The sequence below is a fragment of the Neoaquamicrobium sediminum genome (genome assembly GCF_040970315.1).
Taxonomy (GTDB): Bacteria; Pseudomonadota; Alphaproteobacteria; order Rhizobiales; family Rhizobiaceae; genus Aerobium; species Aerobium sediminum.
The window spans coordinates 619526-644636 of the sequence record NZ_JAZHFV010000001.1; the positions used below are offsets into that span (position 1 = coordinate 619526).

Below are 25111 nucleotides of genomic sequence, written 5' to 3' on the forward strand. Positions count from 1 at the left end.
TGGAACCTCTGTCGCGGGTTCCGCAAGCATTCGGGAGGAGCAGTGGCCCCGTCGGCAGGATTGATACGTTCGCATCTGGAGCGGCTGGTGGGCGGCATGACGGCGCTGCGCCACGATGGGCGCTTCGACGAGCCGAATCTCGACGGTAGCGCCGGCGATTACATCTCCTTCAATTCGTGGGAATGGCCTCAAGGAGTAGGGCTCTACGGCATCGTGCGCCTGTGGATGCATACGCAGGATCCTGCGCTGCGCTCCATCGTCGAGGACTGGTATTCAAGGCAGATCGAGCAAGGCCTGCCGCCGCTTAATGTCAATACGACCGCGCCTATGCTGGCATTGTCTTTGCTGTGGCGCGAGACCCGCGACCCGCGATGGGAGAAGCCGCTGGCCGCCTGGGCGGACGAGGTGGTGAGCCACCTGCCGCGCACGCCGGAAGCGGGTTTCCAGCACGACGTCTCCGACAGGATCAACGATGACGAGCTGTGGGACGACACGCTGTTCATGGTCGCGCTCTTCCTTGCCTCCTACGGACAGGCGGCCGGCAAGCCTGAGCTGGTGGTCGAGGCGCAGCGTCAATTCCTTGTCCATGCGCGCTATCTGGCCGACCCTCATAGCGGACTCTGGTTCCACGGCTGGACGTTTGCCGGGCGGCACAATTTCGCCCGCGCGTTGTGGGCGCGGGGTAATGCCTGGATTACGGTCGGCATTCTCGACTTGATCGAACTCGGCGGCATCGACGAGCCCGTCCGCTCCTATTTGCTCGGCGTCCTGACCACCCAGATCGAGGCGCTGCTGAACGTGCAGGCGCCTTCCGGGGCGTGGCGCACCTTGCTGGACGACGCCTCGTCCTACGAGGAGATGTCGGCAACAGCGGGTTTCGGCTATGGCCTGCTCAAGGCGGCGCGACTTGGTCTCGGCCCGCGCGGCTGCGGTGAGGCGGGACTGCGTGCGCTAGGCGCGGTCCTCTCCAACATTGACGACGATGGCGTGCTCGGCAACGTGTCCTATGGCACGCGCATGGGGCATGATCTTCAGTTCTATCGCGACATCCCGATCCAGCCGACGGGCTACGGGCAGGCGCTGGCGATTCTCTGTCTGACGGAGGGTGTCATCCATTACGAAGCAGAGAAAGAAGGCAGGGCGGCATGAACATGCGGGTACTCTACGGCGCCGGTCCCGGTGACATCGATGGCTACGGAACGGAGCGGCTGCGTGCCGAATTCCTGATCGAAAATCTGTTTGTTCCGGGCGAGATCGCCTTCGCCTATACCCATGTGGACCGCATGATCGTCGGCGGCGCCGTGCCGCGTGATGCGCCGATTTCCTTCGGCGACGGTGCCGAAGTCGGCACGCCGCTCTTCTTCACCGCCCGCGAAATGGGCATTGCCAATCTCGGCAGCAACGGCGCCGTCACGATCGACGGCAAGCGCTTCGAGGTCGGCAACCGCGACATCGTCTATGTCGGTCGCGGCGCGCAGGAAGTGGTGCTGGAAAGCGCGGATTCGGCGCAGCCTGCATGGTTCTACATGAACTCGGTTCCCGCTGGCGCCGACATCGAGCATCGCCTGATCCGCAAGGACGAGGCCAAGCCGCTGGAACTGGGCGACGAGAAGCGCGCCAACAAGCGGCGCCTGGCAATGTATATCCATCCGGAGGTCGCACCCTCCTGCCTGCTTCTCATGGGCATCACCGACCTTGCGCCCGGCAGCGTCTGGAACACCATGCCCCCGCACCTGCACGAGCGGCGTATGGAAGCCTATCTCTATTTCGATATGGCGTCGGAAGACCGCGTCATCCACCTGATGGGCCGGCCCGACAATACGCGCCACCTCATCGTTGCCAATGGCGACTGCGTGATCTCGCCCGCCTGGTCGATTCACATGGGCAGCGGTACCGGCCCCTATGCGTTCGTCTGGGGCATGACTGGCGAGAACCAGGCCTACAACGACGTCAATCCGGTCCCCGTGGAGACGCTGCGATGAACGCACCGGGGCATGTCGGAGGCGATTTTGCCCTGCGCCGGCCGCTCGAGGCCGGGTCCCCTGTTGTCTACTGGCAGCTCGGCAATACGGCCGAGCAGCGCTACGACGTGCCCGACCAGCCCATGAAGGGGGAGATGGACCCCTTCTTCTTCCTGACCAAGCACAAGAACTTCATCCCGCACGAATATCCCTGCCGCACGCAATTCGCGGCCGAGCGTAGGGGCACACGTCCGCTTCCCGTCGGAGCGTTCGACGCGGCGCGCACCTGGCTGCCCTTCGGTTCGCCGCGTGTCGATCTTTCAGGTTTCTGGTTCCGCCCCACCGTAATCGGCACATGGGCGTGCACGGCGCTTGCGGCTTCCACTCCCGGCCGCGCCCGGCTGCGCCTGCGCACCTGCGGTGGGGCGGTTCTTTTCGTCAACGGAACGGAAATCGGCTGGATGGCGCCCTACGGCCGAAACCTGGAGGCCGAAGCCGATTTCGAGGCCGACCTCGTTGCCGGCGACAACGAGATTCGCATCTGGTTCGACGATCTGGCCGAGCGCGATGCACGCTATTATTTCCAGCTCGACTATCTGCAAGGTCCGGTGGCCGAACAGGCCCTGCCTGTCGCCGTCGAAGGTACGCTCGCCGCGGCCATCGAACATGCGCTGGCAACGATGCATTTCGAGCGCCCCACCTACACGGGTGGCGAGGTGGCGTTGATAACTCCCGCGTCTCTGCCGGTGGCAGCGGACGTCTCGATCACCGTCGAAGGTGACTTCATGTCGATCGAGGAACCGGTGTCGTTCGCGCGCCGCATGGAGGCAGGCGAGACACGGCTGGCCGTCGCCGGGACGGACGAATTGCCCGCAGATTTCCGCCATTTCACCGTCGCGCTTTCCGTCGGCGGGTTCAGCGCGTCACGGGTTTTCGGTGTCGAGATTTGCCATGCAGACCGGCAAGGCGCAGCGCCAGCCGCGCTGTCGGATCGGGTCGACGAGGCGCTGGACGAGGTGGCCGAGCGAGCGGAGGCCGACACGGTTCGGGCGCTCGCGCGCCTTGCGACGGGACGAGACGGGCCCGAAACCGAAGCGATGATCGCGGCAGCCCTGCCCGCGATCGAGGATTGTCACGACTGCGCCGATTTCATTCTCGTACCGCTTCTGTGGTGCCGTCATTCATTTGCCGACCAAATGTCGGACGACCTTCGCGGCCGCATCGATAGCGCCATCCTTGGCTATCGCTACTGGATGGACGAGCCGGGCAACGACGTTCAGTGGTATTTTTCCGAAAACCACGCGCTTCTCTTCCACACGGCAGCCTATCTTGCCGGCCACATGATGCAGTCTGAGCGCTTCGTTCGTTCAGGGCGCACGGGGGTGGAGCAATCGGCGGTCGGTCTTTCGCGCGTGCGTGCCTGGCTCGACCATTTCGAACAGTGGGAAATGGCCGAGTTCAATTCGGCTCCTTATTTCCCCATCGATCTGAAGGGCCTGACGATCCTCTACGCGCTCGCGCCAGATGAGGACGTTCGCCGCCGCGCCGGCGCGGCGATCCTGCGTCTTCTGGAAATCGTCGCGCGCTCGGCGCATCGCGGCGTGCTGACCGGCGCGCAGGGCCGATCTTACGAGCACACGTTGCGCGCCGCGCGTTCGCTGGAACTTTCGGGCATCGCGCGCATGCTGTGGGGACACGGCAATTACGGCATGCGTTTCCATGCGTTGCCGCAACTGGCGCTCTGCATCCGCGATTATGGTCTGGTCGTTCCGGAGTTCCTTGCCGCCATCGCCTGTTTCGAGTGCGACGGCGCTCAGGAATGGTGTTTCGCGCAGGGTCAGGACCGCATTGCCAAACTCTACCACTACAAGACCAGCGCATGGGCCATGGGCACGGCGGCGGCCTATCGCTGGAACGAGTGGGGCTATCAGGAAACGGTGCTGCATCTGCGGATGGGCGGCAACCCGGACGCGCAGGTCTGGATCAACCATCCTGGGGAGACGATCCATTCGGGTTATGGCCGGCCCTCCTACTGGGGCGGTTCAGGCACGTTGCCGCGTGTACAGCAATATCGCGGCCTCGCCGTTGTGCTGTTTGATTGCGCGGCCGAACAGCCGGATTTCACCCATGCCTGGTTTCCCCGAGCCGCGTTCGACGAGGCGTGGGTGGATGGCGGGCGCGCGCTTGCGCGCGGCGGCGACGGCCTGCTCCAATTGAAAACCGACACTGGGCTGCACATCGTCGAGAGCGGACCGACTGCCGGCAACGAACTGCGCGCGGACGGCCGCAAGACAGTATGGATCGTGCGGCTGGGAGATGTCGGCAGGCATGGCGCGCTCGAGACCTTCGGAAAACGCTTTTCCACTTTGCAGCTTCGTCGTGAAACCGACGGCCTGCTGCTGGTTGACGATCCGGAGTATGGTGAGGTCCGATTCCATCGGGATGGACGGGTGGAGGCGGAGGGCCGGATCGTCGACCCGGCAGAATGGACTGTTAAGGGAGAAGCCGCCTTCCATGAGGCCGGCGCGCTGCCGGGCGCAGCGACAGACAAGTAAACGCGGATAGGGAGCCGCACCAAAGGAGGAGACTACGATGCAAACCAGAAAGATTGTGCTCGCCCTGACGGCAGGCCTTATGTCGTCGACGGTCGCATTTGCCGGCGACGTGCGCGTCATGTGGTATTCTGACGGCGTGGAAGGCGAGGTCATCCAGGACCTGCTCAACCGCTTCATGGAGCAAAACCCCGACATCAACGTCATCCTGGACAACGTCGCCTATCAGGTGATCCAGGAACAGCTTCCGATCGAGCTGGAAGCGGGTCGTGGCCCCGACATCGCCCGTGTCACCAATATCAAGACGCTGGCCGATCACTGGCTCGACCTGACGCCCTATCTGGCGGACCCCGAATACTGGCGCACCAACCTCGGCGCTCAGTTCGACTGGATGCGGCCGGATGGCTCCGAGATCATTCCCGGCTTCATGACGCAGCTAACCCTGACCGGCGGTTTTGCCAACAAGACGCTGTTCGAGCAGGCTGGGGTCGAGATCCCCGGACCGGAAGCGACCTGGGACGAGTGGGTCGAGGCGGCCGGCAAGGTGCAGGACAGCCAGCAGCTCAACGCGGCCTTCGCAATCGACCGAAGCGGCCACCGCATATCGGCGCCCAACGTGTCCTACGGTGCCAACTATATTGGGCCAGACCGGCTTCCGGCCCCGGTCGATGAAGGCACCAAGACTTTTGCGCGCAAGCTGGTCGAGTGGACCGAAAGCGGCCGCATGAACAAGGACGTCTGGGTGTCCGCTGCCGGTACGACCTACCGGGCGGCAGCCGACGACTTCATCAACGCCCAGATCGCCTATTACTATTCGGGTAGCTGGCAGGTCGCCAACCTGTCGACGAAGATCGGCGATGCGTTCGATTGGGTGGCGACCGGCTCGCCCTGCGGCACGGTTGCCTGCTCCGGCCTGCCCGGTGGTGCCGCGCTCGTCGGGATCAAATACACCAAGAACCCTGAGGAAGTCGGAAAGGTGATGGACTACCTCGCCAGCGAGGACGTCGTGCGCGAGTTCACCGAGCGCACGCTGTTCCTGCCGGCTCACAAGGGCGTCATCGCCGGCGAGATCGACTTCCAGAGCGACGATCCGAACGTCAAGGCGGCGCTGACCGCTTTCGTGAAGGCAACCGGCCAGGTGCATGAAAACGCCAACGCGCTGCCGGCCTGGAAGTGGGGAACGCCGGTCTATGGCGCACTGGTGACACGCATCAGCCAGGCGATGGCGGGCGAACTGTCGATCGACGACGCCTTCACCCGCATCGACGAAGACATCAAGGCGCAGGTCGCCGAAGCGTCGAAATAGCGAGAGCTAGCGTGACGGCGAAGGCCAGCACGACGATCGCAAGAAGGGCCGGCGCCATCGTCATGGCGCCGGTAGCCCTGCTTGCGCGTGTCTTCGACCCGCCGTTGCGCGGCCTGCAGAAGCTTGGCGGCACCAATGCGATGGCCGCCTTCTTCCTTGCTCCGAACATGCTGATCTTCGGCGTGTTCGTGCTGTTTCCGCTTGCCGTCAACATCGCCTATTCCATGACCGGCGGAAACGCGCTGTTCCTGACGAACCGCGAATTCGTCGGGCTAGACCAGTATGAGCGCCTCTTCGACTGCGGCAATTATCTTGACCGGCAGACCTGTCGCGAAGACCTGTTCTGGACTGCGGTCTGGAACACGTCCGTCTTCGTCGTCCTGCAGGTCTCGCTCATGGTCGGCGTGGCGCTGGTTACCGCGCTGGTGCTCAATCGTGACCTCAAGGCGCGCAGCTTCTGGCGCGCCGTCTTCTTCTTCCCAGTGCTGCTGTCGCCGGTGGTTGTGGGCCTGATCTGGCGCTGGATCCTGCAGCGGCAGGGTCTGCTGAATTTCGGCCTCTACGAACTGGGCTTCGAGCCGGTCAACTGGCTGGTTGAGCGCAACTGGGCCTTCGCGGCTGCCGTCGGCGTGTCGGTGTGGGCGCATGTCGGCTTCTACGCGCTCATTCTGCTTGCCGGGCTGCAGGCCATCCCCAAGGAACTCTATGAAGCCGCCGAGATGGACGGCACCAGGCCGGGCCGCGTGTTCTGGCGCATTACCCTGCCATTGCTGATGCCGAACCTGCTTGTCGTGCTGGTGCTGACATTGATCCGCGCCGTGCAGATATTCGACGAGGTGTACGTGCTGACGGGCGGCGGCCCGGGAACAAGTACGCTGTTCCTGACCCAATACATTTACGAGGTCGGTTTCGCCTCGCATCTGCGCAATCCCGGCCTGGCTTCCGCCGCCTCGATCCTCATGGGGCTGGTGCTGATCGTGCTGACGCTATTCCAGCTCGGCATCGTGCGTCGCAATGACAGGCGGGGAGGCAAGTGATGAGCAGGGTCTCGAGCTTCCTTCTCCGCCGGCGGGGCGACACCCGCTGGGACTGGACCGACGTCTTCACCTGGTTCTGGCTGATCGGCGGCTTCATCCTGATGTTCGGCCCGGCCGCCTGGCTGGTGAACTCCTCTTTCAAGACGCCTGCCGCGCTGGCGGAATTTCCACCCACGCTGCTGCCCTATGTCACCGAACTCGTCCAGGTCGACGGCTACGACAATGCGCTGCCGCTCTATGAAGTGACGGACGAGAACGGCGATGCGCGCGTGCTGGCCGAGGTGCGGCGCATCGGCATCGTCTCGCAGATGGTCGATCCCGCCAATCCGGGAGAGATCATCAAGGTCAATATCCAGGACAGGACACCCAGGCGCACGGTCTCCTTCGCGACCGAAAACTACGTCGAGCCGCTCGTGGCAAACGACTTCCTCCGCTATCTCTGGAATTCGGTGTTCGTGACGGTGATGGCGACGATCATCACACTGCTGACCAATTCGATGGCGGCCTTTGCCCTGTCGAAATATCAGTTCCGCGGACGCTCGACGGTGATGATGCTGATCGTGGCCACGCTGATGGTGCCGCTCTCCGTTATCATCGTGCCGCTCTATTCGGTCATCTCGGCGATGGGCCTGTTCAACTCGCTCTGGGGTGTCATCCTGCCGACGGTGGCCACGCCGACTGGCGTGTTCATGCTGCGGCAATACATGCTCACCATTCCGGACGAGCTGATCGATGCGGCGCGCATGGACAAAGCCTCCGAATGGCAGATCTATTGGCGTATCGTGCTGCCGCTGACCGCACCGGCGCTGGCGGTGCTAGCGATCTTCTCCGTGGTCTGGCGCTGGAACGATTTCCTTTGGCCGCTGATCGTGCTGTCGCGGCGCGAGCTTTACACGCTGCAGGTCGGCCTCAACACCTATGCGGGCGAACTCAACGTCCAATGGCACTTCATTCTCGCCATGACGGTGGTGACGATGATCCCGGTCGTACTGGTGTTCATCTTCCTGCAGCGTTTCATTACCACCGGCATCGCCGGCGCCGGCCTGAAGTAGGAGGGCTCATGAGCCGTATCACCCTAACCGGCGTATCGAGGTCTTTCGGGCAGGTACAGGTGCTGCACGACATCGATCTCGACATCCGCGACGGCGAACTGGTCGTCTTCGTCGGCCCGTCCGGTTGTGGCAAGTCGACCCTGCTGCGCCTGATCGCTGGGCTCGATCGGCCCACCAAAGGCATCATCGCGATTAACGATGAGGACGTCACCCGTGTGGCGGCGGCCGATCGCGGACTGGCAATGGTGTTCCAGTCCTACGCGCTTTATCCGCATATGAGCGTGCGCCAGAACCTCGCCTTCGGGCTCGAGAACGCCCGCATGCCGCGCGCGGAGATCGATCAGCGCATCGCGGAAGCAGCCCGCATGCTCGAAATCGCCCCCTATCTCGACCGCCGCCCCGGCCAACTCTCCGGTGGCCAGCGCCAGCGCGTCGCCATCGGCCGGGCGATCGTGCGCAATCCGACGGCATTCCTGCTCGACGAACCGTTGTCGAACCTCGACGCCGAACTGCGCATTTCCACGCGCGCCGAGCTTGCCGCGTTGCATGAGCGTCTGTCGGCAACGATGATCTACGTCACCCACGATCAGACCGAGGCGATGACGCTTGCCGATCGCATCGTTGTCCTGCGCGCAGGCCGGATCGAGCAGGTCGGCACCCCGCTGGAGCTTTATAATCGTCCGGCCAACCTGTTCGTCGCTGGTTTCATCGGCGCGCCGCGCATGAATTTTTTGCCGGCAAAAATAGGTTGGACGAAAGACGGTCGCACGCGGCTGGATCTCGAAGGCGCCGGTTCGCTCGAAGTGGAAGCGGTTGCGGCTTCGGCTGGCGACGAAATAACGCTGGGGCTTCGCCCGCATCAGCTACGGCTGGTGGACGGTGGCGAGGGCATGACGGCCGAAGTGTCGCTGGTCGAGGCCCTGGGCTCCGAGACGGTGGTTCACACGCGCACGACGGGCGGGCAGAGCCTGCTCGCAGTTCTGTCGGGCCAGCATGACGTCGCGGCGGGGGAAACTGCCCGTTTCAGCCTCGATTCGGCTGACCTTCATCTTTTTGACAAGGATGGCGTCAGGATTCAGCCGGCCGCGAACTGATCGGCGAAGAAGGCAAGGACCGCCGCGCGCATCGCCGGGCTCTCGCAATGCCCGGTTTCCGGTTCGCGGTGCAGGCTCAATCTGTCGGAAGCACCGGCGGCGGCATAGGCAGCACGAGTTTGCACCAGCGCGATGTCGACTGCCGCCGGCGGCGTCAGCGGGTCCTGGTCGCTGATGCAGATCAGTTGCGGGCGGGGTGAAACCAGCCCGGCTATCTCGCCATTGGACGCTTGTCGCAGTAGGCCAGGGATTGTCAGGTAGATGCCGTGCAGGTCGTGCGCTTCGGTCTCGATCAGCGCGCCGAAATCGGCATAGCAGCACAGATGCGCCACGCAGGCGATGCGCGGATCCACGGCGGCTAGCCAGTAGCCGAAGGTCGCGCCCATCGAGATGCCGAATGCGCCGATGCGCCGCGCGTCCACATCTTCGCGGGCGGCCAGCCAGTCGAGCGCGGCCGCCTGCTCGCCAAGCATCTGCCCGGCCAGCGACTTGCCCTGCCACAGCAACGCTTTCGATAGTGCGCTTTCGGTGACGGTCGCGCGCTCGCCGAAGCACGGCATGTCGATGGCCAGCGTCACGAAACCCATGGCCGCCAGCACCGGGCCGAGCGGTGATTGCAGGGCAGGCCGCCCGTCCAGCAACTCGTTCGAGCCGATGCCGTAGCGCCCGCCATGGGCGTGGAGATAGAGGATGGCTGGCGCACGCACAGCGTCCGGTGGCCGCGTCACAAGTCCGCGCACCGCTTCACCGGCATGCGTCTCGAATCCGACGCGTTCGACGATATATCCGTCCGCCTCTGATGTCTCTCGCGACACCTCGCGCAATCCATGCCCTCCGATCTCGAACGATCGCCTCAACGTATCTCTATCAGCCAAGCCAATGCCTCCCGCGTGGTCCTGACGATTCAACCACGCGCAGCCGCTGCGGGCGACTGAAAACGTAGGGCCGGGCTCACATTGTGAGCTTCTCGATGAGGAAATCCGCGACGGCACGCACGGAAGGCAACTGGCCGCGCCGGTGCGGCATCAGCAGTGTCGTGGTGACACCCGGCGTACTCCAGCGCGGCAGCACGCGTTCCAGCCGTCCCTGATCGACGCTCTGCCGGCAAAGCTTGGTCGGCAGGCATGCGATGCCGAGACCGGCTGCTGCGGCTTCCAGCAGGATCATCGATTCGTCTGCGAAGAAACGTGCCTGCGGCACGGCCTCTGCCGCTCCGTCTTCGCCTTCGAGCTGCCATGAGGGTTGGGAAGGGGCTGTAAGCAGCCCGTCATGCCGGCTGATCTCGTCCGGGGCTCCCGGTCTGCCACGCGCGTCGAGATAGGCAGGAGAAGCGACCAGCCATCCAGGATCGGTGCCAAGCTTCCGCTGCACCAGCCCCGAATCCGGCAATGGCGAAAAATGCGAGCGCAACGCGATGTCGAAGCCTTCCTGCACGATGTCGACAAACCGGTCTGTGGCCGAGGCGAGGACGGTGATCCGCGGGTAGGCCCGCGCGAGATCCGGCAGCACGGGAGCGAGAGAAATCTGCGCCGTCGGCACCGAGGCGGTGATGCGCACGGTTCCGCTCGGCTCGGCCATCCGCCCGCGCACCAGCCCTTCGGCTGTTTCCGCCTCGATCACCATCGCCGCCGCGTGCCGATAGAGGTCCTGCCCGAGCTCGGTCACCGTGAACGAACGTGAAGTGCGCTGGATGAGCCTCACGCCCAGGCTCCTTTCCAGTTCGCCCACGCGCTTGGAGAGCGTCGATTTCGGCAGGCCAAGCGCGCGCCCCGCGGCAGCGAAGCTGCCATGGTCGACGACACGGACGAACAGATGGAGATCGTTGAGATTGAGCATCGGCGTCCACGGATATGCACGGTTGGTCCATGAATAGCGGACTGGCGCTTGATCGTCCACAAAACCATCTTGCGGACTACGACAATCTTTCAGGAACCGGACGATGTTTGAACCGCATGACGACCATTCGACTGCAACGCCCAACCGGCCAGATCCGGAGCCCGCTGATACTGGACCGGGCCATGGTCACAGCAGCTCAGGGCACTGGATTTCAGTGCTCGGCCTCGGCGCGATGGGCGCGGCCCTTGCAGAAGCCCTTCTCGGAGCCGGGCGAGAAGTCACGGTCTGGAACCGCTCTGCCGAAAAGGCCGCCCCGTTTGCCGGTCGCGGTGCCGGTATCGCCGGTTCCGCCGCCGAGGCGATTGGCGCAGCACCTTTGGTCATAATCTGCCTTCTCGACTATGCCGCCGTTCGCGATGTGCTGTCGGGCGCGGTGGATCAACTCGTGGGGCGCACCATCGTCAATCTCACCAACGGCACCCCGCAGGACGCACGCGACATCGCGACCTGGGTCGAGGATCAAGGCGCGAGCTACATCGACGGCGGCATCATGGCGGTACCGCCGATGATCGGCAGCCCCGACGCATTCATTCTCTACAGCGGAACCGCAGAAGCGTTCGACGACTATCGTCAGACGCTGGAGATTCTGGGGGCTACGCAGTTTCTTGGGCCGGATGCAGGCCTCGCGCCACTTTACGATCTGGCGCTGCTATCGGCCATGTACGGCCTGTTCGGCGGCTTCCTCCATGCCACGGCACTCGCAGGCAGCGAAAAGGTCGAAGCGGGGCGGTTCACCGAGATGCTCGTGCCGTGGCTGAATGCGATGACGGGCGTGCTGCCCGAGATCGCCCGTCAGATCGACACGCACAATTACGCCGCCGCCGACGGTTCCAATCTGGCCATGCAGGCCGTGGCGATCGAAAACATCATCGCGACATCGAACGCCCAGGGCGTGGACTCGGGTCTGATCGTGCCGATGCGGGCGCTGATGGCCCATCGCATCGCCTGCGGTTTCGGCGGCAACGATATTGCGGGCCTTTACCGCGTGGTCGCCTCGCGCAAGCGCGACGACAATTGTGGCTGAAAGCGATCAGGCGGCCGCGTATCCGCCATGGCGCTTTACATTTCTTCACGAACCCCGGCAACGGCGGAAACAGTCCCGGTCTAAGTTGTCCGTGCTGCCGCTGCCGCGGCCACTCAACGGAAGGAACGGACGATGGAACGTGACGAGCACAAGATCGAGATTATCGAACCGGCATCGAAGGGCAGGCGCTTCGCGCGAGGCCTGATGGTCGCCGGCGGCATTGCCGCTGTTGCAGCCGGAGGCATCGGCGTGGCGACTGCCACGGGCGTCGCTGATGGGATGGGTCACTACGTCGTCAAGACCGGCATGAACCATGGCATGGGCTTTGCCGGCCATGGCTTTGCCCGCGCGCTCGATGCGGTCGATGTGACGGCCGAGCAGGAAGAGAAGATCTGGGCGATCATCGACGAGGCGCGAGCCGAACTGCGCCCGATGATGCGCGAGTTCCGCGGCACACGCGAAGCCGTGGCCGAGCTCATCGGCGCTGCCACGCTCGATCGCGAGGCCGCCGAGACGCTGCGCGCCGAGCGCATCGCCATGCTTGACGACGCGTCGCGGAAGATGACCGCCGCGCTGATCGAGGCCGCCGAAGTGCTGACGCCAGAGCAGCGCGCCAAGCTGATCGAGAATTTTGAGGAGCGCAGGTTCGGCCGTCGGTGATAGGATCGGCCGGCAAGGCCGAACCGGAGACAGCACGAAGCATGGCGGACGAGATTCTGATCGTCGACGACGACACGCGGCTCTCCGCCATGCTGTCCGATTACCTGACCGGCAACGGCTTTTCCGTGCGCTCCGCCCCGACGGCCGGGGCCGGTCTCGCGCAGCTCACGCGCGACCCGCCCGACGCGGTGATCCTCGACGTGATGCTGCCCGATTTCGACGGCTTCGAGACCTGCCGGCGCATCCGCGCGGTTTCCGATGTGCCGATCCTGATGCTCACCGCGAAGGGCGAGGAGACGGATCGCATCGTCGGGCTGGAACTTGGGGCCGACGATTATCTGCCCAAGCCGTTCAATCCGCGCGAGCTTCTCGCGCGCATCCGGGCGATCCTGCGCCGCCGGACCGGTGCGGTGCCTGAGGGCAAGGTCCTGCGCTTCGGCAGGCTGGAGATCGATCCTGCCTCGCGCATGGCGCGCGTCGACGGGCGCGACTGCGTGATGACCGGTCATCAGTTCGACCTTCTCGTCGTACTCGCCGAAAATGCCGGGCGCACGCTCACCCGCGAGCAGCTCGTGGACCAGTTGAAGGGGCAGGCATTCGATGTCTTCGACCGCTCGATCGATGTCCACATTTCGCGCATCCGGGCAGCGATCGAGGACGATCCGAAAAGTCCGCGCCGCATCGTGACCGTCCGTGGCGCCGGTTACGTCTTCGCGCGCAGGCAGGATGACGATGGGTAGGCGGGTCATGCGTCACAGCCTGTTTCTGAAAGTGTACCTGACCTTGCTGGCGAGCCTGGTTGTCCTGGCTCTGGCAAGCGGCATGTTCGTGCATTTCAGTGACGACGAGGACGAGCGCGGCTGGAGCGGGCGGCGCGACGCCGTGTTGGCCGCATTGCTGCCGGCCGAAGCCGACCCGGCAGAAACCCGGATCGTCGTGCGCCGCCTGGGCGAGGCGTTCAAGGCCGACATCGCCCTGTTCGAGAGTGATGGCGACACCATCGCCACGGTTGGAGAACCGTTGGCGTTTCCTCGTGAGCACTCCTGGCAGTCCTATCGCAAAGGCAAGCTCCGTCATTTCGTCACCCGCCTGCCGGACGGTCGAGTGCTTGCGGCGCGGGTCGGCATCCCGTTCGGACCATCCCGTACCAATGCCCTGGTCTGGCTGGCGTTGATCGCAGGTGTCACGGCCATCGCCGCGTGGCCGATCGTGCGGCATCTGACGCGGCGTCTGGAGCGTTTGCGCCATGGTGTCGAGGCGTGGGGCCAGGGCGATCTGGCGCTGCGCGTGCCGGTCAAGGGCAAGGATGAGGTCGCGGCGGTATCCGCCACCTTCAACAGGGCGGCGGAGCGAATCGAAAAGCTGATCGCTGCGCACCGTTCGCTGCTTGCCAATGCCAGCCATGAATTGCGGTCGCCGCTGGCGCGGCTTCGGATGGCGATCGATCTCTACGAGCAGCAGCCGGGAGAAGCGCGCAAGGAAGAGATTGTCCGCAACCTCGCCGAGCTGGACGAACTGGTTGAGGAAATCCTGCTGTCGAGCCGGCTCGATCACAATCAGCCGGTCGACCTGTCGCAAAGCGTCGACCTGCTTGCGCTGGCGGCGGAAGAGGGAGCGCGGCACGGCATCGGCGTGACCGGGGATGCCGCGATCGTTAAAGGCGATCCCCGGCTTCTCGCACGGCTGGTGCGCAACCTCATGCAGAATGCCCAGCGCCACGGCGCTGCGCCGTTCGACGCGCAAGTGCGCAAGCTAGGCGAAACAGTGGAACTCTCCGTGAGCGACCATGGCGACGGCATCGCCGACGGCGAGGGCGAGCGGGTGTTCGAGCCATTCTACCGCCCGACAGGTCGCGCCGAAGCGGCGGGCGGATGGGGTCTCGGTCTGGCGTTGGTGCGGCAGATCGCCGAACGCCACGGCGCCACCGTCCGCCATGAACGGCCGTCAGGCGGGGGCACCCGCTTCACGGTTTCGTTTCCCGCCGCGGACTAGCAGGTCCCGCTCCCGCGCCGTCTCGATGATCTGGGTGAACTGCGCGGCGGCTTCGTCCAGCGCACCGCTGTTGTCGACGACATGGCAGTCTGCGTCGAGTGTTCCATATTCGTCGTTGCGTCGGATGCGGCTGGCGATCTCGTCGGCTGTCTCGCGCCCGCGCGTTGCGAGACGTGCCGCAAGCACATCCCTCGATACGGTGATGAGGACCGGCAACGTGTTCCGGTAACGCTGGCGGATCGCCGCGACCACGCCGCGCGAGACGTTGGCCACGACCACGCCGCCGTCGAGGATGGTCTTGTCGATGCTCACCGGGATGCCATACGACAGGCCATGCGAGCGCCATGCAAGGGCGAAGGCGCCGGCGGCCTCGGCTTCGGCGAAGGAGGCGGTGTCCAGCGTGTCGTGGTCTTCGGCGTCGGGGCTACTAGGGCGCGTCACGATCCGCCGCGCAAACAGAAAGCCGGGTCGACTGTCGAGATGCTGCCGGGCGCGGGCGATGAGTGAATCCTTGCCGGCACCGCTGGGGCCGATCACCGGAATGAAAACGCCCGGGCCGAGCGGCTCTTCGTTCATGCGACGCGCCTGCCCTCGCGCCAGACACCGCGCACCACCGGCACGCCGCCGTGCCAGCGCACGCGCAGCAGGTCGGCGCGCTTGCCCGGCGCGATCTCGCCGCGGTCGCTCAAGCCAACCGTTTCAGCCGGCCGCCGCGTCACCAGTGCCAGCGCCTGCGGAAGGCTGATCGTTTCGACATCCTCGGCGAGCTTGAAGGCGCCATGCAGCAGGCTTGACGGAACGTAGTCGGACGAGAGCACGTCGAGCAGCCCCGCCTCGGCGAGGTCGCGCGCGGCGATGTTGCCGGAATGTGATCCGCCGCGCACGATGTTGGGCGCACCCATCAGCACGCTCATGCCTGCCTCGTGGGATGCGCGCGCGGCGTCCAGCGAGGTTGGGAACTCGGCAAGCCTGACGCCGTCATCAAGCGCTTCGCCCACATGGTCGAGCGTTGCATCGTCATGACTGGCGAGCGTGACGCCGTTGGCGCGGCAGTGCTCGGCAATCGCCTTGCGGTGGGGAGCGGAGAAACGCGCCGACTGCTCCTGACGCATCTCGACATAGCGCGCGAACGCTTCGTCGCTCAGGCCGCGTTTCGTCTTGTAGTAGAGCTCATACTGGCCCATCGTCTGGAACTGCCGCTGGCCCGGCGCATGGTCCATCAGCGAGGCGAGCCGCACTCGACGCTCGGCGCGGAAGGCTTCGAAATCGCTGAGCACGTCCGGCGTCGAGACCTCGCAGCGCAGGTGGATGAAGTGTTCCGCGCGCAGCCTGTCTTCCCGCTGCGCCTGGTCGATGGCGTCTGCAAGCTCCCGCATCTCGCCCTTGGCGAAGCCGTCGGTGCCCTCCGACCCCATGCGCAGGCAATCGAAGACCGTGGTGATGCCCGAGGCGGCGATCTGGGCATCGTGTGCCTGCACTGCCGCAACGGCGTTCCAGCGTACGCCCGGGCGCGGCGCGTAGTGCCCTTCGAGATGATCGGTATGCAGTTCCACGAGGCCGGGCACCAGGAAGTCGCCTTCGAAATCCTCTCCGATCGAGCCGCCGGCCGTATCGACCGCCGCGATCGTGCCGTCCGCGACGGTGAGGCTGCCCTCGATAATCTCGTCGGCAAGGACGATGCGGGCGTTCCGGAAACTCGCTTCGGCAGGCATGGTCAGGCAGTCTTTCTTTGCGTTTCGCTTTCGGGGACGAGGTCGAACTGATGGAAGGAGCGCACCACGAACGGGGCCCCAGGCTCCGTCTCCAGGAAGAGCGCGAGCGAGCCGACTTCCAGCGGCTCTTCCAGCACCGGTCCGAAATGCTCTTCGATGGCGCGATGCACGCGTACGGCCTCTGCCTCATCGACGCGGCCGGTCAGCGTCATGTGGAAGCGGAAGTCCTCGAACACGTAGGGATAGCCCCACTGCATGAGGTTGCGCAGTTGTGACGGCGAGAGATGTGTGGCGCTGCGCCGTGCGCGTTCGGCTTCGCTCAGCGGCGCGCGGAAACGGTCGAACGCCACCACCACGTCGCGCGCGAGACCGTTCAGCGCTGGACTGGGCGTCTCGGGGACAAGCGCGAAGAAACCGTCGAGCCGGGTGATAACTACGCGCGGTACGCAGAACGCATCCTGCGCCTCGCAGAACGCATCCAGTGCTGCGCGCAGGCCATGCTCGCTCTCGCCGTCCGCAAGGGTGAAGGGCGCAAGGATCGTGCCATGGAAGCCGTAGCGCCGCGCCGCCGCGGTGTGATAGGCGACCTCGGCCGCAGGCAGCCTGCCGGTCGCGCGCGGCGGCGTGCTCTTGCCGGTGAAAGCGGAGCGCCCGAGCCAGCTCGTGGCAAGCTCCGTCAGCGGATCACGCTCGGCCGGCGTGTAATAGATCGCATAGCGCATGGTCGCATCCTGCCCTGTCACACATCGACCCGTGCTTTAGGCGAGTCACGTGACAGGTTGACGACTGTCCGTCGGCTTTAGTGAGATGTCTCGCCGATGAACCGCTCGCGGATCTTCCGCGACAGCCAGTCGATCACGAAGATGCAGACGAGTACGTTGAGCACCACGAACGCGACCTGATCGAACAGGTTGGCGCGGAAGCGCTCGATAATGATCATGCCAATGCCGCCGGCGCCGACGAGGCCGAGGATCGTTGCGCTGCGGGTGCTCGACTCGAAGAAATAGAGCGACTGCGAGATGAACACCGGCAGCACCTGCGGCAGGTAGCCGTAGCGCACCACCTTGATCGGCCCTGCGCCGGTGGCGCGAACGCCCTCGACCTGCTTGCGGTCGATGTTCTCGATCGCTTCCGAGTAGAGCTTTGACAGCGTGCCGGTGTCGGAGACGAAGATGGCGAGCACACCGGCCAGCGGTCCGAGCCCCACGGCACGGACGAACACCAGACCCCAGATGAGCTGGTCGACGCCGCGCAGCACATCGAGCAGCCGGCGCACCAGGTGGCGAAGCGGGCCGAAGGGCATTGTGTTGCGGGCTGCGAAGAAGCCGATGAACAAGGCTGCAAGGGAAGCAAGCATCGTGCCGAGAAACGCCATAGCGAGCGTCTGCGCGATGCCGGTATAGATGTCGGCGTAGCGCCAGGTCTCCATGTCCTTCCAGGTGAACATCGCCGCGATCAACCGCCAGACCCGGTCCGACGCATAGGCGAATTTCCAGACGTCGAAGTACCAAAGCGAGCCGATAACGTAGGCAATGACGCCGACCCATACGGCCCATTGGACCAGCTTGCCTCGCCACGAGCCGAAAGCCCGCGGGTGCATGCGTCGGACGCTGGCGATCTCGTCCGGGCCGATGCCGGCCAGAGTTGCGGCGGTCATGCGAAATGTTCCTTGCCGATGAAGTGCGTGCGCAGGCGCTCCGACAGGAGGTCGATGAGTGTGACGGTCAGAACGATGAGCAGCAGAACGGCCACGACGCGGTCATCGGAATAGAGGCTGATGACGCGATTGAGCTCTGTACCGATGCCGCCGGCACCAACGAAGCCGACAATCGAGGACGCGCGCACGTTGATCTCGAAACGCAGCAGCGTGTAGGAGATGAAGTTCGGCATCACCTGCGGGACGACGCCGTAGCGCATCTCCTCGAACCAGTTGCCGCCCGCGCCGCGAATGCCTTCCACAGGGCGCAGCGAAGCGTTCTCGTTGACCTCGGCGAAGAGCTTGCCGAGTGCGCCTGCGGTGTGGATGGCGATGGCGACCACGCCGGCCAGCGGGCCGATGCCGATGGCGAAGACCAGCACCAGCGCGTAGAGGATTTCAGGCACGCCGCGGCAGATTTCCATGAAGCGCCGGGAGATCTGGAAGACGACGCTGTTGGGCGCGAGGTTGCGCGCTGCCGGGAAGCAAAGCAGGAAGGCGCCCGCGGCTCCGATGATCGTCGCCGTCAGCGCCATGAAGATGGTTTCGATGATGAGCTGGATGTAGGTCCAGAAATCCGAATACCAGTAGGCGATCGATCCGGGAATCGCGCGCCCGTCGTCGCCGCGCGACAGGAACAGCTTGTCGAGCTCGAGGTTCGGCATGATCGTGCCGAAATATTCGAAGATGCGCGGCAGACCGGACGCGAGACGATCCGGGTAGAAGCGCGAAACATAGATCGACGCAACGAGTGCGGCGAGAAAAAGCACCACGAACAGCGCTGTTATCGCGCGCTTGCTGCGCAGCAGTTCGGCGCGGTGCCGTTCGAATTCGGCAACCGTGTCGTCGCCGGAATATGTCATGGCGGCCATCTGCTCAGCTCGCCGCCATGCCGAGTTGCGCGTTCTTTGCCAGGTCGCGCTCGGTCAGGCGCTGCTTGGCGGGTACGCCACCCAGCGAAGTCGAGGTCAGGCCTTCGGCAAACGCGCCGTCGGCTTCGGCACCGTAGATTTCCCGCGCCATCTCCTGCGTCAGCATTTCGGGCGTGCCGTCGAAGACCAGCACGCCGTCCTTCAGGCCGATGATGCGGTCGCAGTAGGAGCGCGCGGTGTCGAGCGTGTGCAGATTGCAGACGACGGTGATACCGTCCTCGCGGTTGATGGTGCGCAGTGCGTCCATCACCACCTTGGCGTTGAGCGGATCGAGTGAGGCGATGGGCTCGTCGGCAAGCAGGATGCGCGGCTCCTGCACCAGCGCGCGGGCGATCGCCACGCGCTGCATCTGCCCACCCGAAAGTGTGTCGGCCTGCTGGAGTGCGGTATGCGCCATGCCGAGCCGGTCGAGCGCGCGGATCGCGAAGGCGCGCTCCGAAGCGGTGAAGAGCTGCAGCATCGAGGCGACGAAGCCGTGGTGATAGAGCCGGCCGGTCAAGACGTTGGTCAGCACGTCGAGGCGGCCGACGAGATTGAATTGCTGGAAGACCATGGCGCAGGTCGCGCGCCATTCGAGCAGCGCGCTGCCGCGCAGCGCGGTCACGTCCCGGCCTTCGAAGGTGATGCGGCCGTCGGTTGGTTCGGCCAGCCTGTTGACCATGCGCAACAGTGTCGACTTGCCGGCGCCGGAGCGGCCGATGACGCCGACCATCTGGCCCTGCGGTATGGAAAGCGAGACGTCGGAGACCGCATTGCGGGTCTTGAAGCTCTTGGTGAGTTTCTCGGTCGTCAGCATTGGCGGCTCCGTTCGTCCAGCCCGAATACGAGGCGGCCGCCGTCCAGATGGACGGCGGCCGGCGATGTCAGGGAGATTTAGCGGGAGCCTTCGAGCTCGCGGCGGCGCATCTCGACGACGTTGGTGAAGAACTCGTGATCCACGCGCTTGAAGCCCTGGCCTTCGCCCTGGGACACGTCGACGTAGCACTGGTAGTCGGTCTCGTTCAGCGTCTCCATCCAGGCGATGGCGATGTCCTTGGCTTCCTGCGGCGCGTCCTTGCGCACGACCCACGGGCCGTTGGGGATCAGGTTCGACTGCCAGATGATGCGCAGGTCGGACATGTCGAGCAGGTCCTTGTCGACCATCGAACGCAGCGCGCCGCGGCTGAAGCCTTCGGACTCTTCGCCGACGCCCGAGGTCCAGGTGACGCCGGCGTCGTACTGGCCGTTCAGAACGGCGACGACCGCCTGCTCATGTCCGCCGCCGAAACCGGTCGAGGCGAAATAATCCTCGAGGTTGATTTCCTGCATTTCCAGCTCGGCCTTGGGCACGAGGTAGCCGGAGGTCGAGTTCGGGTCCGCAAAGGCAAGCGTCTTGCCCTTCATGTCGTCGATGCTCTCGATGCCGGAATCGGCGCGCGTGTACATCACCGAATAGTAGCCGTCGGATCCGTCGTTCTCGAGCGCCACGAAGACCGGCTCGACGGCTTCCGGGTTCTGGAGATAGATGCCGGCATAACCCGAGGCGCCGAGCTGGGCGGCATCGAGCTGGCCAGCGAGCAGGCCCTGCATGACGCCGGCATAGTCGGACGCCGGATAGAGTTCGACCGGCACGCCGAGCTTTTCGCCGAGCTGCTCGACCATGCATTCGTTCTTGCGCAGGCGGTCGGCTTCGTTTTCGCCGCCGAGAAGGCCGACGCGGAAAGCGGGAAGGTCGGACTTCCAGTCCTGGGCGATCGCCGGTGTCGCGAGCGCGGAGGCGAGAATGGCTGCTGCTGCAGTGGTGCGGGTGAGAAGGGTAAACATGTCGGGCTCCAGACGCTTTGGAGGGTGAACTTTTCAAGCGCGGTCCGGACGTGTTCCGGCCTGCTGGCCGAGTCCCCTATCGGTGTTTCGCGACAGCTCGATTACGCTTTTTCTGCGGTTTTGTGACGGTTCACAGTTTGGTCGCGCTGCGGGGCCCGCAATGTGTGCAAATGCCTAGCCGGCATGCTTTTCCAGGAAGGCTTCTGCTGACAGCGCGCGGAAATCGTCGAGCGCCGCACGCAGCCGGTCATGATCCCAGTCCCACCAGGCGAGCGCGCTGAACCGCTCGGCGATGGCTTGCGGAAAGCGCGCGCGGATGGGTCGGGCAGGCACGCCGCCGACGATGGTGTAGGACGCGACGTCTTTCGAGACGACCGCGCCGGCACCGATCACCGCCCCGTCGCCGACCGTCACTCCCGGCAGGACGGTCGAACCGTGGCCGAGCCAGGTATCGTGCCCGATCGTCACTGCATTCGTCCGCCGCCATGCGAAGAACTCGTCCTCATGGGTGGCATCAGGCCAGTAGTCCGAGGCCCGATAGGTGAAGTGGTGCAGCGTCGGACGCCATGTCGGGTGGTTTGTGGCGTTGATGCGCACGGCTGCCGCGATGTTGGAGAACTTGCCGATCGTCGCGCACCAGATGCCGCAATCCTGCATGACGTAGGAGTAGTCACCGAGCGTCGATTCATGCATGCGGCTGCGGTCGGCGATCTCCGTGTAACGACCGAGCATGCTTTGCGTCACCTCTGCGCTTGGGTGCACGAGGGGCGTTTCCGAAAGTCTGGTCACGACACGCGCCTGTTCATCGCAAACTGGGTCACGTCGATGATGCGGTCCGCAACCGCTTCACGCACGCCTGCATCGTGAAAGATGCCGAGCAATGCCACGCCACCCTGCTTCTTCTCCGCGATCAGCGCGATGACCACCTCGCGATTCTTGGCGTCGAGAGATGCCGTTGGCTCGTCAAGCAGCAGCACAGGATGGTCTGTGATGAAGCCCCTCGCGATGTTGACCCTCTGCTGCTCGCCGCCGGAAAAGGTCGCCGGCGGCAGCGACCACAGCTTTTCGGGCAGGTTCAGGCGCGACAGCAGGCCGGCCGCCTTGTCGCGGGCCTTGGCCGCCGCCACGCCGCGCGCGGTCAACGGCTCGGCGACGATGTCGAGTGCCGCAAGGCGCGGCAGGGTTCGCAGGAACTGGCTGACATAGCCGATCGTATGGCGCCGAACGCCTAGCACCGTGCGGGGGGCGGCTGCGGCGATGTCGACCAGCCGCCCCTGATGCTGGACGATGATCTGGCCCGTGTCGACCGAGTAGTTGCCGTAGAGCACCTTGAGGATGGAGCTCTTGCCGGCGCCGGACGGCCCGCCGAGCACCGCGCATTCGCCGGCTCGCAGCGCGAAGGAAACGCCTTCCACGACCGGCAGCTCGATGCCGTCGCGCAGATGCATGGTGAAGGTCTTGGCGAGTTCGGAAACAACCAGCGGTGTCGGCATCGTCACACCTGTAGGATCGAGGAAACGAGAAGCTGGGTGTATGGCGCGTGCGGATCGTCCAACACGCGGTCGGTCAGCCCGTGCTCGATGACGCGGCCGTCCTTCATCACCATCATCCGATGGGAAAGCAGCCGGGCGACGGCGAGGTCGTGCGTAACCACGATCGCTGACAGGCCGAGGTCTGCGACCAGCCCGCGCAGGAGGTCGAGCAGGCGAGCTTGCACGGACACGTCGAGGCCGCCGGTCGGCTCGTCCATGAAGACCAGGCGCGGATGTGTGACGAGGTTGCGGGCGATCTGCAGGCGCTGGCGCATGCCGCCGGAAAAGGCGCGCGGTTCGTCGTCGACGCGGTCGGCGGCGATCTCCACGCGGCCGAGCCAGTCGGTGGCGGTGCCGCGGATGCTGCCGTAGTTGCGTTCGCCCACCGCCATCAGCCTTTCACCGACATTGGCGCCGGCCGAGACCGTCATGCGCAGGCCGTCTGCCGGGTTCTGGTGGACGAAACCCCAGTCGGTGCGCATCAGGAAACGGCGTTCCGCCTCGCTGAGGCGGTAGATGTCGCGCATCTCGGCGTCGCGCATGCGATAGGAGACATTGCCCGACGACGGGATCAGTCGCGTTGCGAGGCAGTTGAGCAGTGTCGTCTTGCCCGAGCCGGATTCGCCGACGACGGCGAGCACCTCGCCGGGCCACAGCTCGAACGAGACGTCCTCGCAGCCCACCCGCGCGCCATAGAATTTCGACAGGCCGGAAACGCGCAGAAGCGGTTCGTCGTCGTTGATTTCACTGGTCATCGCGCCGCTCCTCGCAATGGTCGGTATCCGAGCAGACGAACATCCGCCCGCCCTGGTCGTCGAGGATCACCTCGTCGAGATAGACACCCTTGGCGCCGCACAGCGCGCAGGGTTCGGTGAAGCTCTGGATTTCGAAGGGATGGTCTTCGAAGTCGAGGCTGACGACGTCGGTGAACGGCGGCAGCGCGTAGATGCGCTTCTCGCGGCCGGCACCGAAGAGCTGCAGCGCCGGTGACATGTGCATCTTCGGATTATCGAACTTCGGCGTCGGCGAAGGGTCCATGACGTAGCGCCCTTCTACCTTCACCGGATAGGCATAGGAGGTGGCGATGCGGCCATGCCGGGCGATGTCCTCATAGAGCTTGACGTGCATCAGTCCGTATTCCTCAAGCGCATGCATCTTGCGTGTTTCCGTCTCGCGCGGTTCGAGGAAGCGCAGCGGCTCGGGAATGGGCACCTGATAGACGAGGATCTGCCCCGCCTTCAGCGGCCTTTCGGGAATACGGTGCCGCGTCTGGATAATCGTGGCATCTGCCGTGCGCGTGGTGACCGCGACATTCGCCACCTTCTGGAAGAAGGCGCGGATCGAGACCGCGTTTGTGGTGTCGTCTGCACCTTGGTCGATCACCTTGAGCACGTCGTCCGGACCGATGATCGAGGCGGTCACCTGCACGCCGCCGGTGCCCCAGCCATAGGGCATCGGCATCTCGCGCGAAGCAAACGGCACCTGATAGCCGGGAATGGCGATCGCCTTGAGGATCGCACGCCGGATCATCCGCTTGGTCTGTTCGTCCAGATAGGCGAAGTTGTAGGCGGCGATACTGGCGGCCGCAGCCGGTGCAACGCTAGGCGGCATGAGGCGTTTCCTTCACTGAAAGGAGGCTCTTATGGATCTGTTGCTGATACCGGCCATCGCAGCCCTGCTGCTGACGGCCTACCTCATCTATCGCGGTTATGCAGCGCGGGCGCGCGGTCGCCGGACACCCGATCAGGACGTCTAGCGCGGTCATTCCGCCGCTTCCTTGCGCTCGGACGCAGCGTCGGCCTGCTCTGCTCTCATTCGGCGTATGAGGTCCAGTTCGGCCTGGAAGTCGACGTAATGCGGCAGCTTCAGGTGTTCGACGAAGCCGGTCGCCTGTACGTTGTCCGAGTGCGAGATAACGAATTCCTCGTCCTGCGCTGGTGCTACGACGTCTTCGCCGAACTCGCTGGCGCGCAGCGCCCGGTCGCATAGCGCCATCGCCATTGCCTTGCGCTCCGACTGGCCGAAGACCAAGCCGTAGCCGCGCGTGAACTGCGGCGGCACTTTCGACGACCCCTTGAACTGGGTGACCATCTGGCATTCGGTCACGCGGATCGAGCCCAGCGGCACGGCAAAGTCCAGCTCGGGCACCTCCAGTTCCAGCTCGACTTCGCCGATGCGGACCTCGCCGACGAAGGGGTGCGAGCGCGCGTAGCCGCGCTGCGTCGAATAGGCGAGCGCCAGCAGGAAACCCTCGTCGCCGCGCGCCAGCGCCTGCAGCCTCGTATCGCGCTCCAGCGGAAATTCGAGCGGCTCGCGCGTGATGTCGCCCGGACGATGGTCGTCGGGAAGTTCGCCATCGGCTTCGATGAGCCCTTCACTGGCAAGGATTGAGGAAACCCTCATAACAGGTTCCATAGGCTCGTCCCGCTGTTCCGGCTCCGGAACGGAAGCGTCCCCCGCGAGCTCGGGGTCGAGCAGTCGGTGGGTGTAGTCGAAGGTAGGCCCGAGAAGCTGGCCGCCGGGCAGGTCCTTGTAGGTTGCCGACACGCGCCGTTCGACCAGCATCGCGGCAGTGTCGACAGGCCGTGTATAGCCGAAACGCGGAAGCGTGGTGCGGTAGGCGCGTACCAGGAAGATGGCCTCGATCATGTCGCCGCGCGCCTGCTTGACTGCCAGAGCGGCCAGCTCACGGTCGTAGAGCGAGCCTTCCGCCATCACGCGATCGACGGCCAGTGCGAGCTGCTCGACGATCTGGTCGAGGCCGATCGACGGCACCGAACGGTCGCCGCGCCGGCGGTCGTCCAGCAGCCTGTGCGCGTTGCGGATGGCGGTCTCGCCGCCTTTGACTGCGACATACACGGG

At 64.8% G+C, this 25111-nt stretch carries 25 protein-coding genes; 11 read left to right on the forward strand and 14 right to left on the reverse strand.

Features of this window, described 5'->3' with window-relative positions; genetic code table 11:
* Positions 1-42: 42 nt before the first annotated feature.
* From bglB to V1479_RS03135, 7 genes are all read left to right on the forward strand, one after another.
* The gene (bglB, locus tag V1479_RS03105) at positions 43-1149 is read left to right on the forward strand and encodes a beta-galactosidase BglB (RefSeq protein ID WP_368801620.1); all 1107 of its coding nucleotides are present in this window, start codon (positions 43-45) and stop codon (positions 1147-1149) included.
* Positions 1146-1982, forward strand: coding sequence for a 5-dehydro-4-deoxy-D-glucuronate isomerase (kduI, locus tag V1479_RS03110; protein WP_368801621.1), 837 nt, complete (start codon positions 1146-1148; stop codon positions 1980-1982). Before bglB ends, kduI begins: the two co-directional genes overlap by 4 nt.
* On the forward strand, positions 1979-4516 hold the full coding sequence (locus V1479_RS03115) for a hypothetical protein (RefSeq protein ID WP_368801622.1): 2538 nt from the start codon (positions 1979-1981) through the stop codon (positions 4514-4516). The genes kduI and V1479_RS03115 overlap by 4 nt, the downstream gene beginning before the upstream one ends.
* A gap of 37 nt (positions 4517-4553) precedes the next feature.
* Positions 4554-5819: an ABC transporter substrate-binding protein gene (locus V1479_RS03120; protein WP_368801623.1), complete on the forward strand. Its 1266-nt coding sequence runs from the start codon at positions 4554-4556 to the stop codon at positions 5817-5819.
* Positions 5820-5881: 62 nt separating this feature from the next.
* On the forward strand, positions 5882-6856 hold the full coding sequence (locus V1479_RS03125; protein WP_368801979.1) for a carbohydrate ABC transporter permease: 975 nt from the start codon (positions 5882-5884) through the stop codon (positions 6854-6856).
* Complete coding sequence (locus V1479_RS03130) at positions 6856-7908, forward strand: carbohydrate ABC transporter permease (RefSeq protein WP_368801624.1); 1053 nt, start codon at positions 6856-6858, stop codon at positions 7906-7908. Before V1479_RS03125 ends, V1479_RS03130 begins: the two co-directional genes overlap by 1 nt.
* 8 nt (positions 7909-7916) lie before the next feature.
* Positions 7917-9002: an ABC transporter ATP-binding protein gene (locus tag V1479_RS03135; RefSeq protein WP_368801625.1), complete on the forward strand. Its 1086-nt coding sequence runs from the start codon at positions 7917-7919 to the stop codon at positions 9000-9002.
* Here V1479_RS03135 and V1479_RS03140 read toward each other — a convergent pair.
* Positions 8984-9877, reverse strand: a complete 894-nt coding sequence (locus V1479_RS03140) for an alpha/beta hydrolase family protein (RefSeq protein WP_368801626.1) — start codon at positions 9875-9877, stop codon at positions 8984-8986. The genes V1479_RS03135 and V1479_RS03140 overlap by 19 nt on opposite strands.
* A 76-nt stretch (positions 9878-9953) precedes the next feature.
* The gene (locus V1479_RS03145) at positions 9954-10838 is read right to left on the reverse strand and encodes a LysR substrate-binding domain-containing protein (RefSeq protein ID WP_368801980.1); all 885 of its coding nucleotides are present in this window, start codon (positions 10836-10838) and stop codon (positions 9954-9956) included.
* 103 nt (positions 10839-10941) lie between these two features.
* On the opposite strand from V1479_RS03145, the gene V1479_RS03150 reads away from it, so the two are divergent.
* The 4 genes from V1479_RS03150 (at position 10942) to V1479_RS03165 (ending at position 14574) form a co-directional block, all read left to right on the forward strand.
* Complete coding sequence (locus V1479_RS03150; RefSeq protein WP_368801627.1) at positions 10942-11922, forward strand: NAD(P)-dependent oxidoreductase; 981 nt, start codon at positions 10942-10944, stop codon at positions 11920-11922.
* A 132-nt stretch (positions 11923-12054) separates the two neighbouring features.
* Entirely contained in the window at positions 12055-12582 is a 528-nt protein-coding gene (locus V1479_RS03155) for a Spy/CpxP family protein refolding chaperone (protein WP_368801628.1), read from the forward strand.
* Between the two features lie 41 nt (positions 12583-12623).
* Positions 12624-13322 carry a response regulator gene (locus tag V1479_RS03160; protein WP_368801629.1) on the forward strand — a complete coding sequence of 233 codons (699 nt, stop codon included), beginning with the start codon at positions 12624-12626 and terminating at the stop codon, positions 13320-13322.
* Between the two features lie 7 nt (positions 13323-13329).
* Positions 13330-14574, forward strand: coding sequence for a sensor histidine kinase (locus tag V1479_RS03165; RefSeq protein ID WP_438620498.1), 1245 nt, complete (start codon positions 13330-13332; stop codon positions 14572-14574).
* Here V1479_RS03165 and phnN read toward each other — a convergent pair.
* From phnN to V1479_RS03225, 12 genes are all read right to left on the reverse strand, one after another.
* Complete coding sequence (phnN, locus tag V1479_RS03170) at positions 14527-15150, reverse strand: phosphonate metabolism protein/1,5-bisphosphokinase (PRPP-forming) PhnN (RefSeq protein WP_368801631.1); 624 nt, start codon at positions 15148-15150, stop codon at positions 14527-14529. The two genes, V1479_RS03165 and phnN, sit on opposite strands and share 48 nt — an antisense overlap.
* Positions 15147-16286, reverse strand: a complete 1140-nt coding sequence (locus tag V1479_RS03175; RefSeq protein ID WP_368801632.1) for an alpha-D-ribose 1-methylphosphonate 5-triphosphate diphosphatase — start codon at positions 16284-16286, stop codon at positions 15147-15149. Before V1479_RS03175 ends, phnN begins: the two co-directional genes overlap by 4 nt.
* A 2-nt stretch (positions 16287-16288) precedes the next feature.
* Entirely contained in the window at positions 16289-17008 is a 720-nt protein-coding gene (locus V1479_RS03180; protein ID WP_368801633.1) for a DUF1045 domain-containing protein, read from the reverse strand.
* Between the two features lie 77 nt (positions 17009-17085).
* Positions 17086-17943, reverse strand: a complete 858-nt coding sequence (gene phnE / locus V1479_RS03185) for a phosphonate ABC transporter, permease protein PhnE (protein WP_368801634.1) — start codon at positions 17941-17943, stop codon at positions 17086-17088.
* A complete protein-coding gene (gene phnE / locus V1479_RS03190) occupies positions 17940-18854 on the reverse strand; it encodes a phosphonate ABC transporter, permease protein PhnE (RefSeq protein ID WP_368801635.1) in 915 nt (304 codons plus the stop codon). Before phnE (V1479_RS03190) ends, phnE (V1479_RS03185) begins: the two co-directional genes overlap by 4 nt.
* Before the next feature lie 4 nt (positions 18855-18858).
* The gene (gene phnC / locus V1479_RS03195) at positions 18859-19710 is read right to left on the reverse strand and encodes a phosphonate ABC transporter ATP-binding protein (RefSeq protein ID WP_368801636.1); all 852 of its coding nucleotides are present in this window, start codon (positions 19708-19710) and stop codon (positions 18859-18861) included.
* Positions 19711-19787: 77 nt separating this feature from the next.
* Positions 19788-20717, reverse strand: a complete 930-nt coding sequence (phnD, locus tag V1479_RS03200) for a phosphonate ABC transporter substrate-binding protein (protein ID WP_368801637.1) — start codon at positions 20715-20717, stop codon at positions 19788-19790.
* Between the two features lie 174 nt (positions 20718-20891).
* On the reverse strand, positions 20892-21506 hold the full coding sequence (locus V1479_RS03205) for a DapH/DapD/GlmU-related protein (RefSeq protein ID WP_368801638.1): 615 nt from the start codon (positions 21504-21506) through the stop codon (positions 20892-20894).
* Positions 21503-22210 carry a phosphonate C-P lyase system protein PhnL gene (phnL, locus tag V1479_RS03210; RefSeq protein ID WP_368801639.1) on the reverse strand — a complete coding sequence of 236 codons (708 nt, stop codon included), beginning with the start codon at positions 22208-22210 and terminating at the stop codon, positions 21503-21505. Before phnL ends, V1479_RS03205 begins: the two co-directional genes overlap by 4 nt.
* 2 nt (positions 22211-22212) lie before the next feature.
* The gene (gene phnK / locus V1479_RS03215) at positions 22213-23004 is read right to left on the reverse strand and encodes a phosphonate C-P lyase system protein PhnK (protein WP_368801640.1); all 792 of its coding nucleotides are present in this window, start codon (positions 23002-23004) and stop codon (positions 22213-22215) included.
* Positions 22994-23860 carry an alpha-D-ribose 1-methylphosphonate 5-phosphate C-P-lyase PhnJ gene (locus tag V1479_RS03220; RefSeq protein WP_368801641.1) on the reverse strand — a complete coding sequence of 289 codons (867 nt, stop codon included), beginning with the start codon at positions 23858-23860 and terminating at the stop codon, positions 22994-22996. Before V1479_RS03220 ends, phnK begins: the two co-directional genes overlap by 11 nt.
* A 150-nt stretch (positions 23861-24010) precedes the next feature.
* Positions 24011-25108, reverse strand: coding sequence for a carbon-phosphorus lyase complex subunit (locus V1479_RS03225; protein ID WP_368801642.1), 1098 nt, complete (start codon positions 25106-25108; stop codon positions 24011-24013).
* Positions 25109-25111 lie beyond the last annotated feature (3 nt).

Excerpts from the sequence above, each read along its gene's own strand:
- V1479_RS03125 (WP_368801979.1), top strand. The coding sequence starts at position 5,882 with ATGGCGCCGGTAGCCCTGCTTGCGCGTGTCTTCGACCCGCCGTTGCGC.
- phnE (WP_368801634.1), bottom strand. The coding sequence starts at position 17,943 with ATGACCGCCGCAACTCTGGCCGGCATCGGCCCGGACGAGATCGCCAGC.
- kduI (WP_368801621.1), top strand. The coding sequence starts at position 1,146 with ATGAACATGCGGGTACTCTACGGCGCCGGTCCCGGTGACATCGATGGC.
- phnE (WP_368801635.1), bottom strand. The coding sequence starts at position 18,854 with ATGGCCGCCATGACATATTCCGGCGACGACACGGTTGCCGAATTCGAA.
- V1479_RS03180 (WP_368801633.1), bottom strand. The coding sequence starts at position 17,008 with ATGCGCTATGCGATCTATTACACGCCGGCCGAGCGTGATCCGCTGACG.
- V1479_RS03135 (WP_368801625.1), top strand. The coding sequence starts at position 7,917 with ATGAGCCGTATCACCCTAACCGGCGTATCGAGGTCTTTCGGGCAGGTA.
- V1479_RS03175 (WP_368801632.1), bottom strand. The coding sequence starts at position 16,286 with ATGCCTGCCGAAGCGAGTTTCCGGAACGCCCGCATCGTCCTTGCCGAC.
- V1479_RS03155 (WP_368801628.1), top strand. The coding sequence starts at position 12,055 with ATGGAACGTGACGAGCACAAGATCGAGATTATCGAACCGGCATCGAAG.
- V1479_RS03150 (WP_368801627.1), top strand. The coding sequence starts at position 10,942 with ATGTTTGAACCGCATGACGACCATTCGACTGCAACGCCCAACCGGCCA.
- V1479_RS03120 (WP_368801623.1), top strand. The coding sequence starts at position 4,554 with ATGCAAACCAGAAAGATTGTGCTCGCCCTGACGGCAGGCCTTATGTCG.
- V1479_RS03115 (WP_368801622.1), top strand. The coding sequence starts at position 1,979 with ATGAACGCACCGGGGCATGTCGGAGGCGATTTTGCCCTGCGCCGGCCG.
- V1479_RS03130 (WP_368801624.1), top strand. The coding sequence starts at position 6,856 with ATGAGCAGGGTCTCGAGCTTCCTTCTCCGCCGGCGGGGCGACACCCGC.
- phnK (WP_368801640.1), bottom strand. The coding sequence starts at position 23,004 with ATGACCAGTGAAATCAACGACGACGAACCGCTTCTGCGCGTTTCCGGC.
- V1479_RS03145 (WP_368801980.1), bottom strand. The coding sequence starts at position 10,838 with ATGCTCAATCTCAACGATCTCCATCTGTTCGTCCGTGTCGTCGACCAT.
- V1479_RS03165 (WP_438620498.1), top strand. The coding sequence starts at position 13,330 with ATGCGTCACAGCCTGTTTCTGAAAGTGTACCTGACCTTGCTGGCGAGC.
- V1479_RS03160 (WP_368801629.1), top strand. The coding sequence starts at position 12,624 with ATGGCGGACGAGATTCTGATCGTCGACGACGACACGCGGCTCTCCGCC.
- phnD (WP_368801637.1), bottom strand. The coding sequence starts at position 20,717 with ATGTTTACCCTTCTCACCCGCACCACTGCAGCAGCAGCCATTCTCGCC.
- phnN (WP_368801631.1), bottom strand. The coding sequence starts at position 15,150 with ATGAACGAAGAGCCGCTCGGCCCGGGCGTTTTCATTCCGGTGATCGGC.
- V1479_RS03220 (WP_368801641.1), bottom strand. The coding sequence starts at position 23,860 with ATGCCGCCTAGCGTTGCACCGGCTGCGGCCGCCAGTATCGCCGCCTAC.
- phnC (WP_368801636.1), bottom strand. The coding sequence starts at position 19,710 with ATGCTGACGACCGAGAAACTCACCAAGAGCTTCAAGACCCGCAATGCG.
- phnL (WP_368801639.1), bottom strand. The coding sequence starts at position 22,210 with ATGCCGACACCGCTGGTTGTTTCCGAACTCGCCAAGACCTTCACCATG.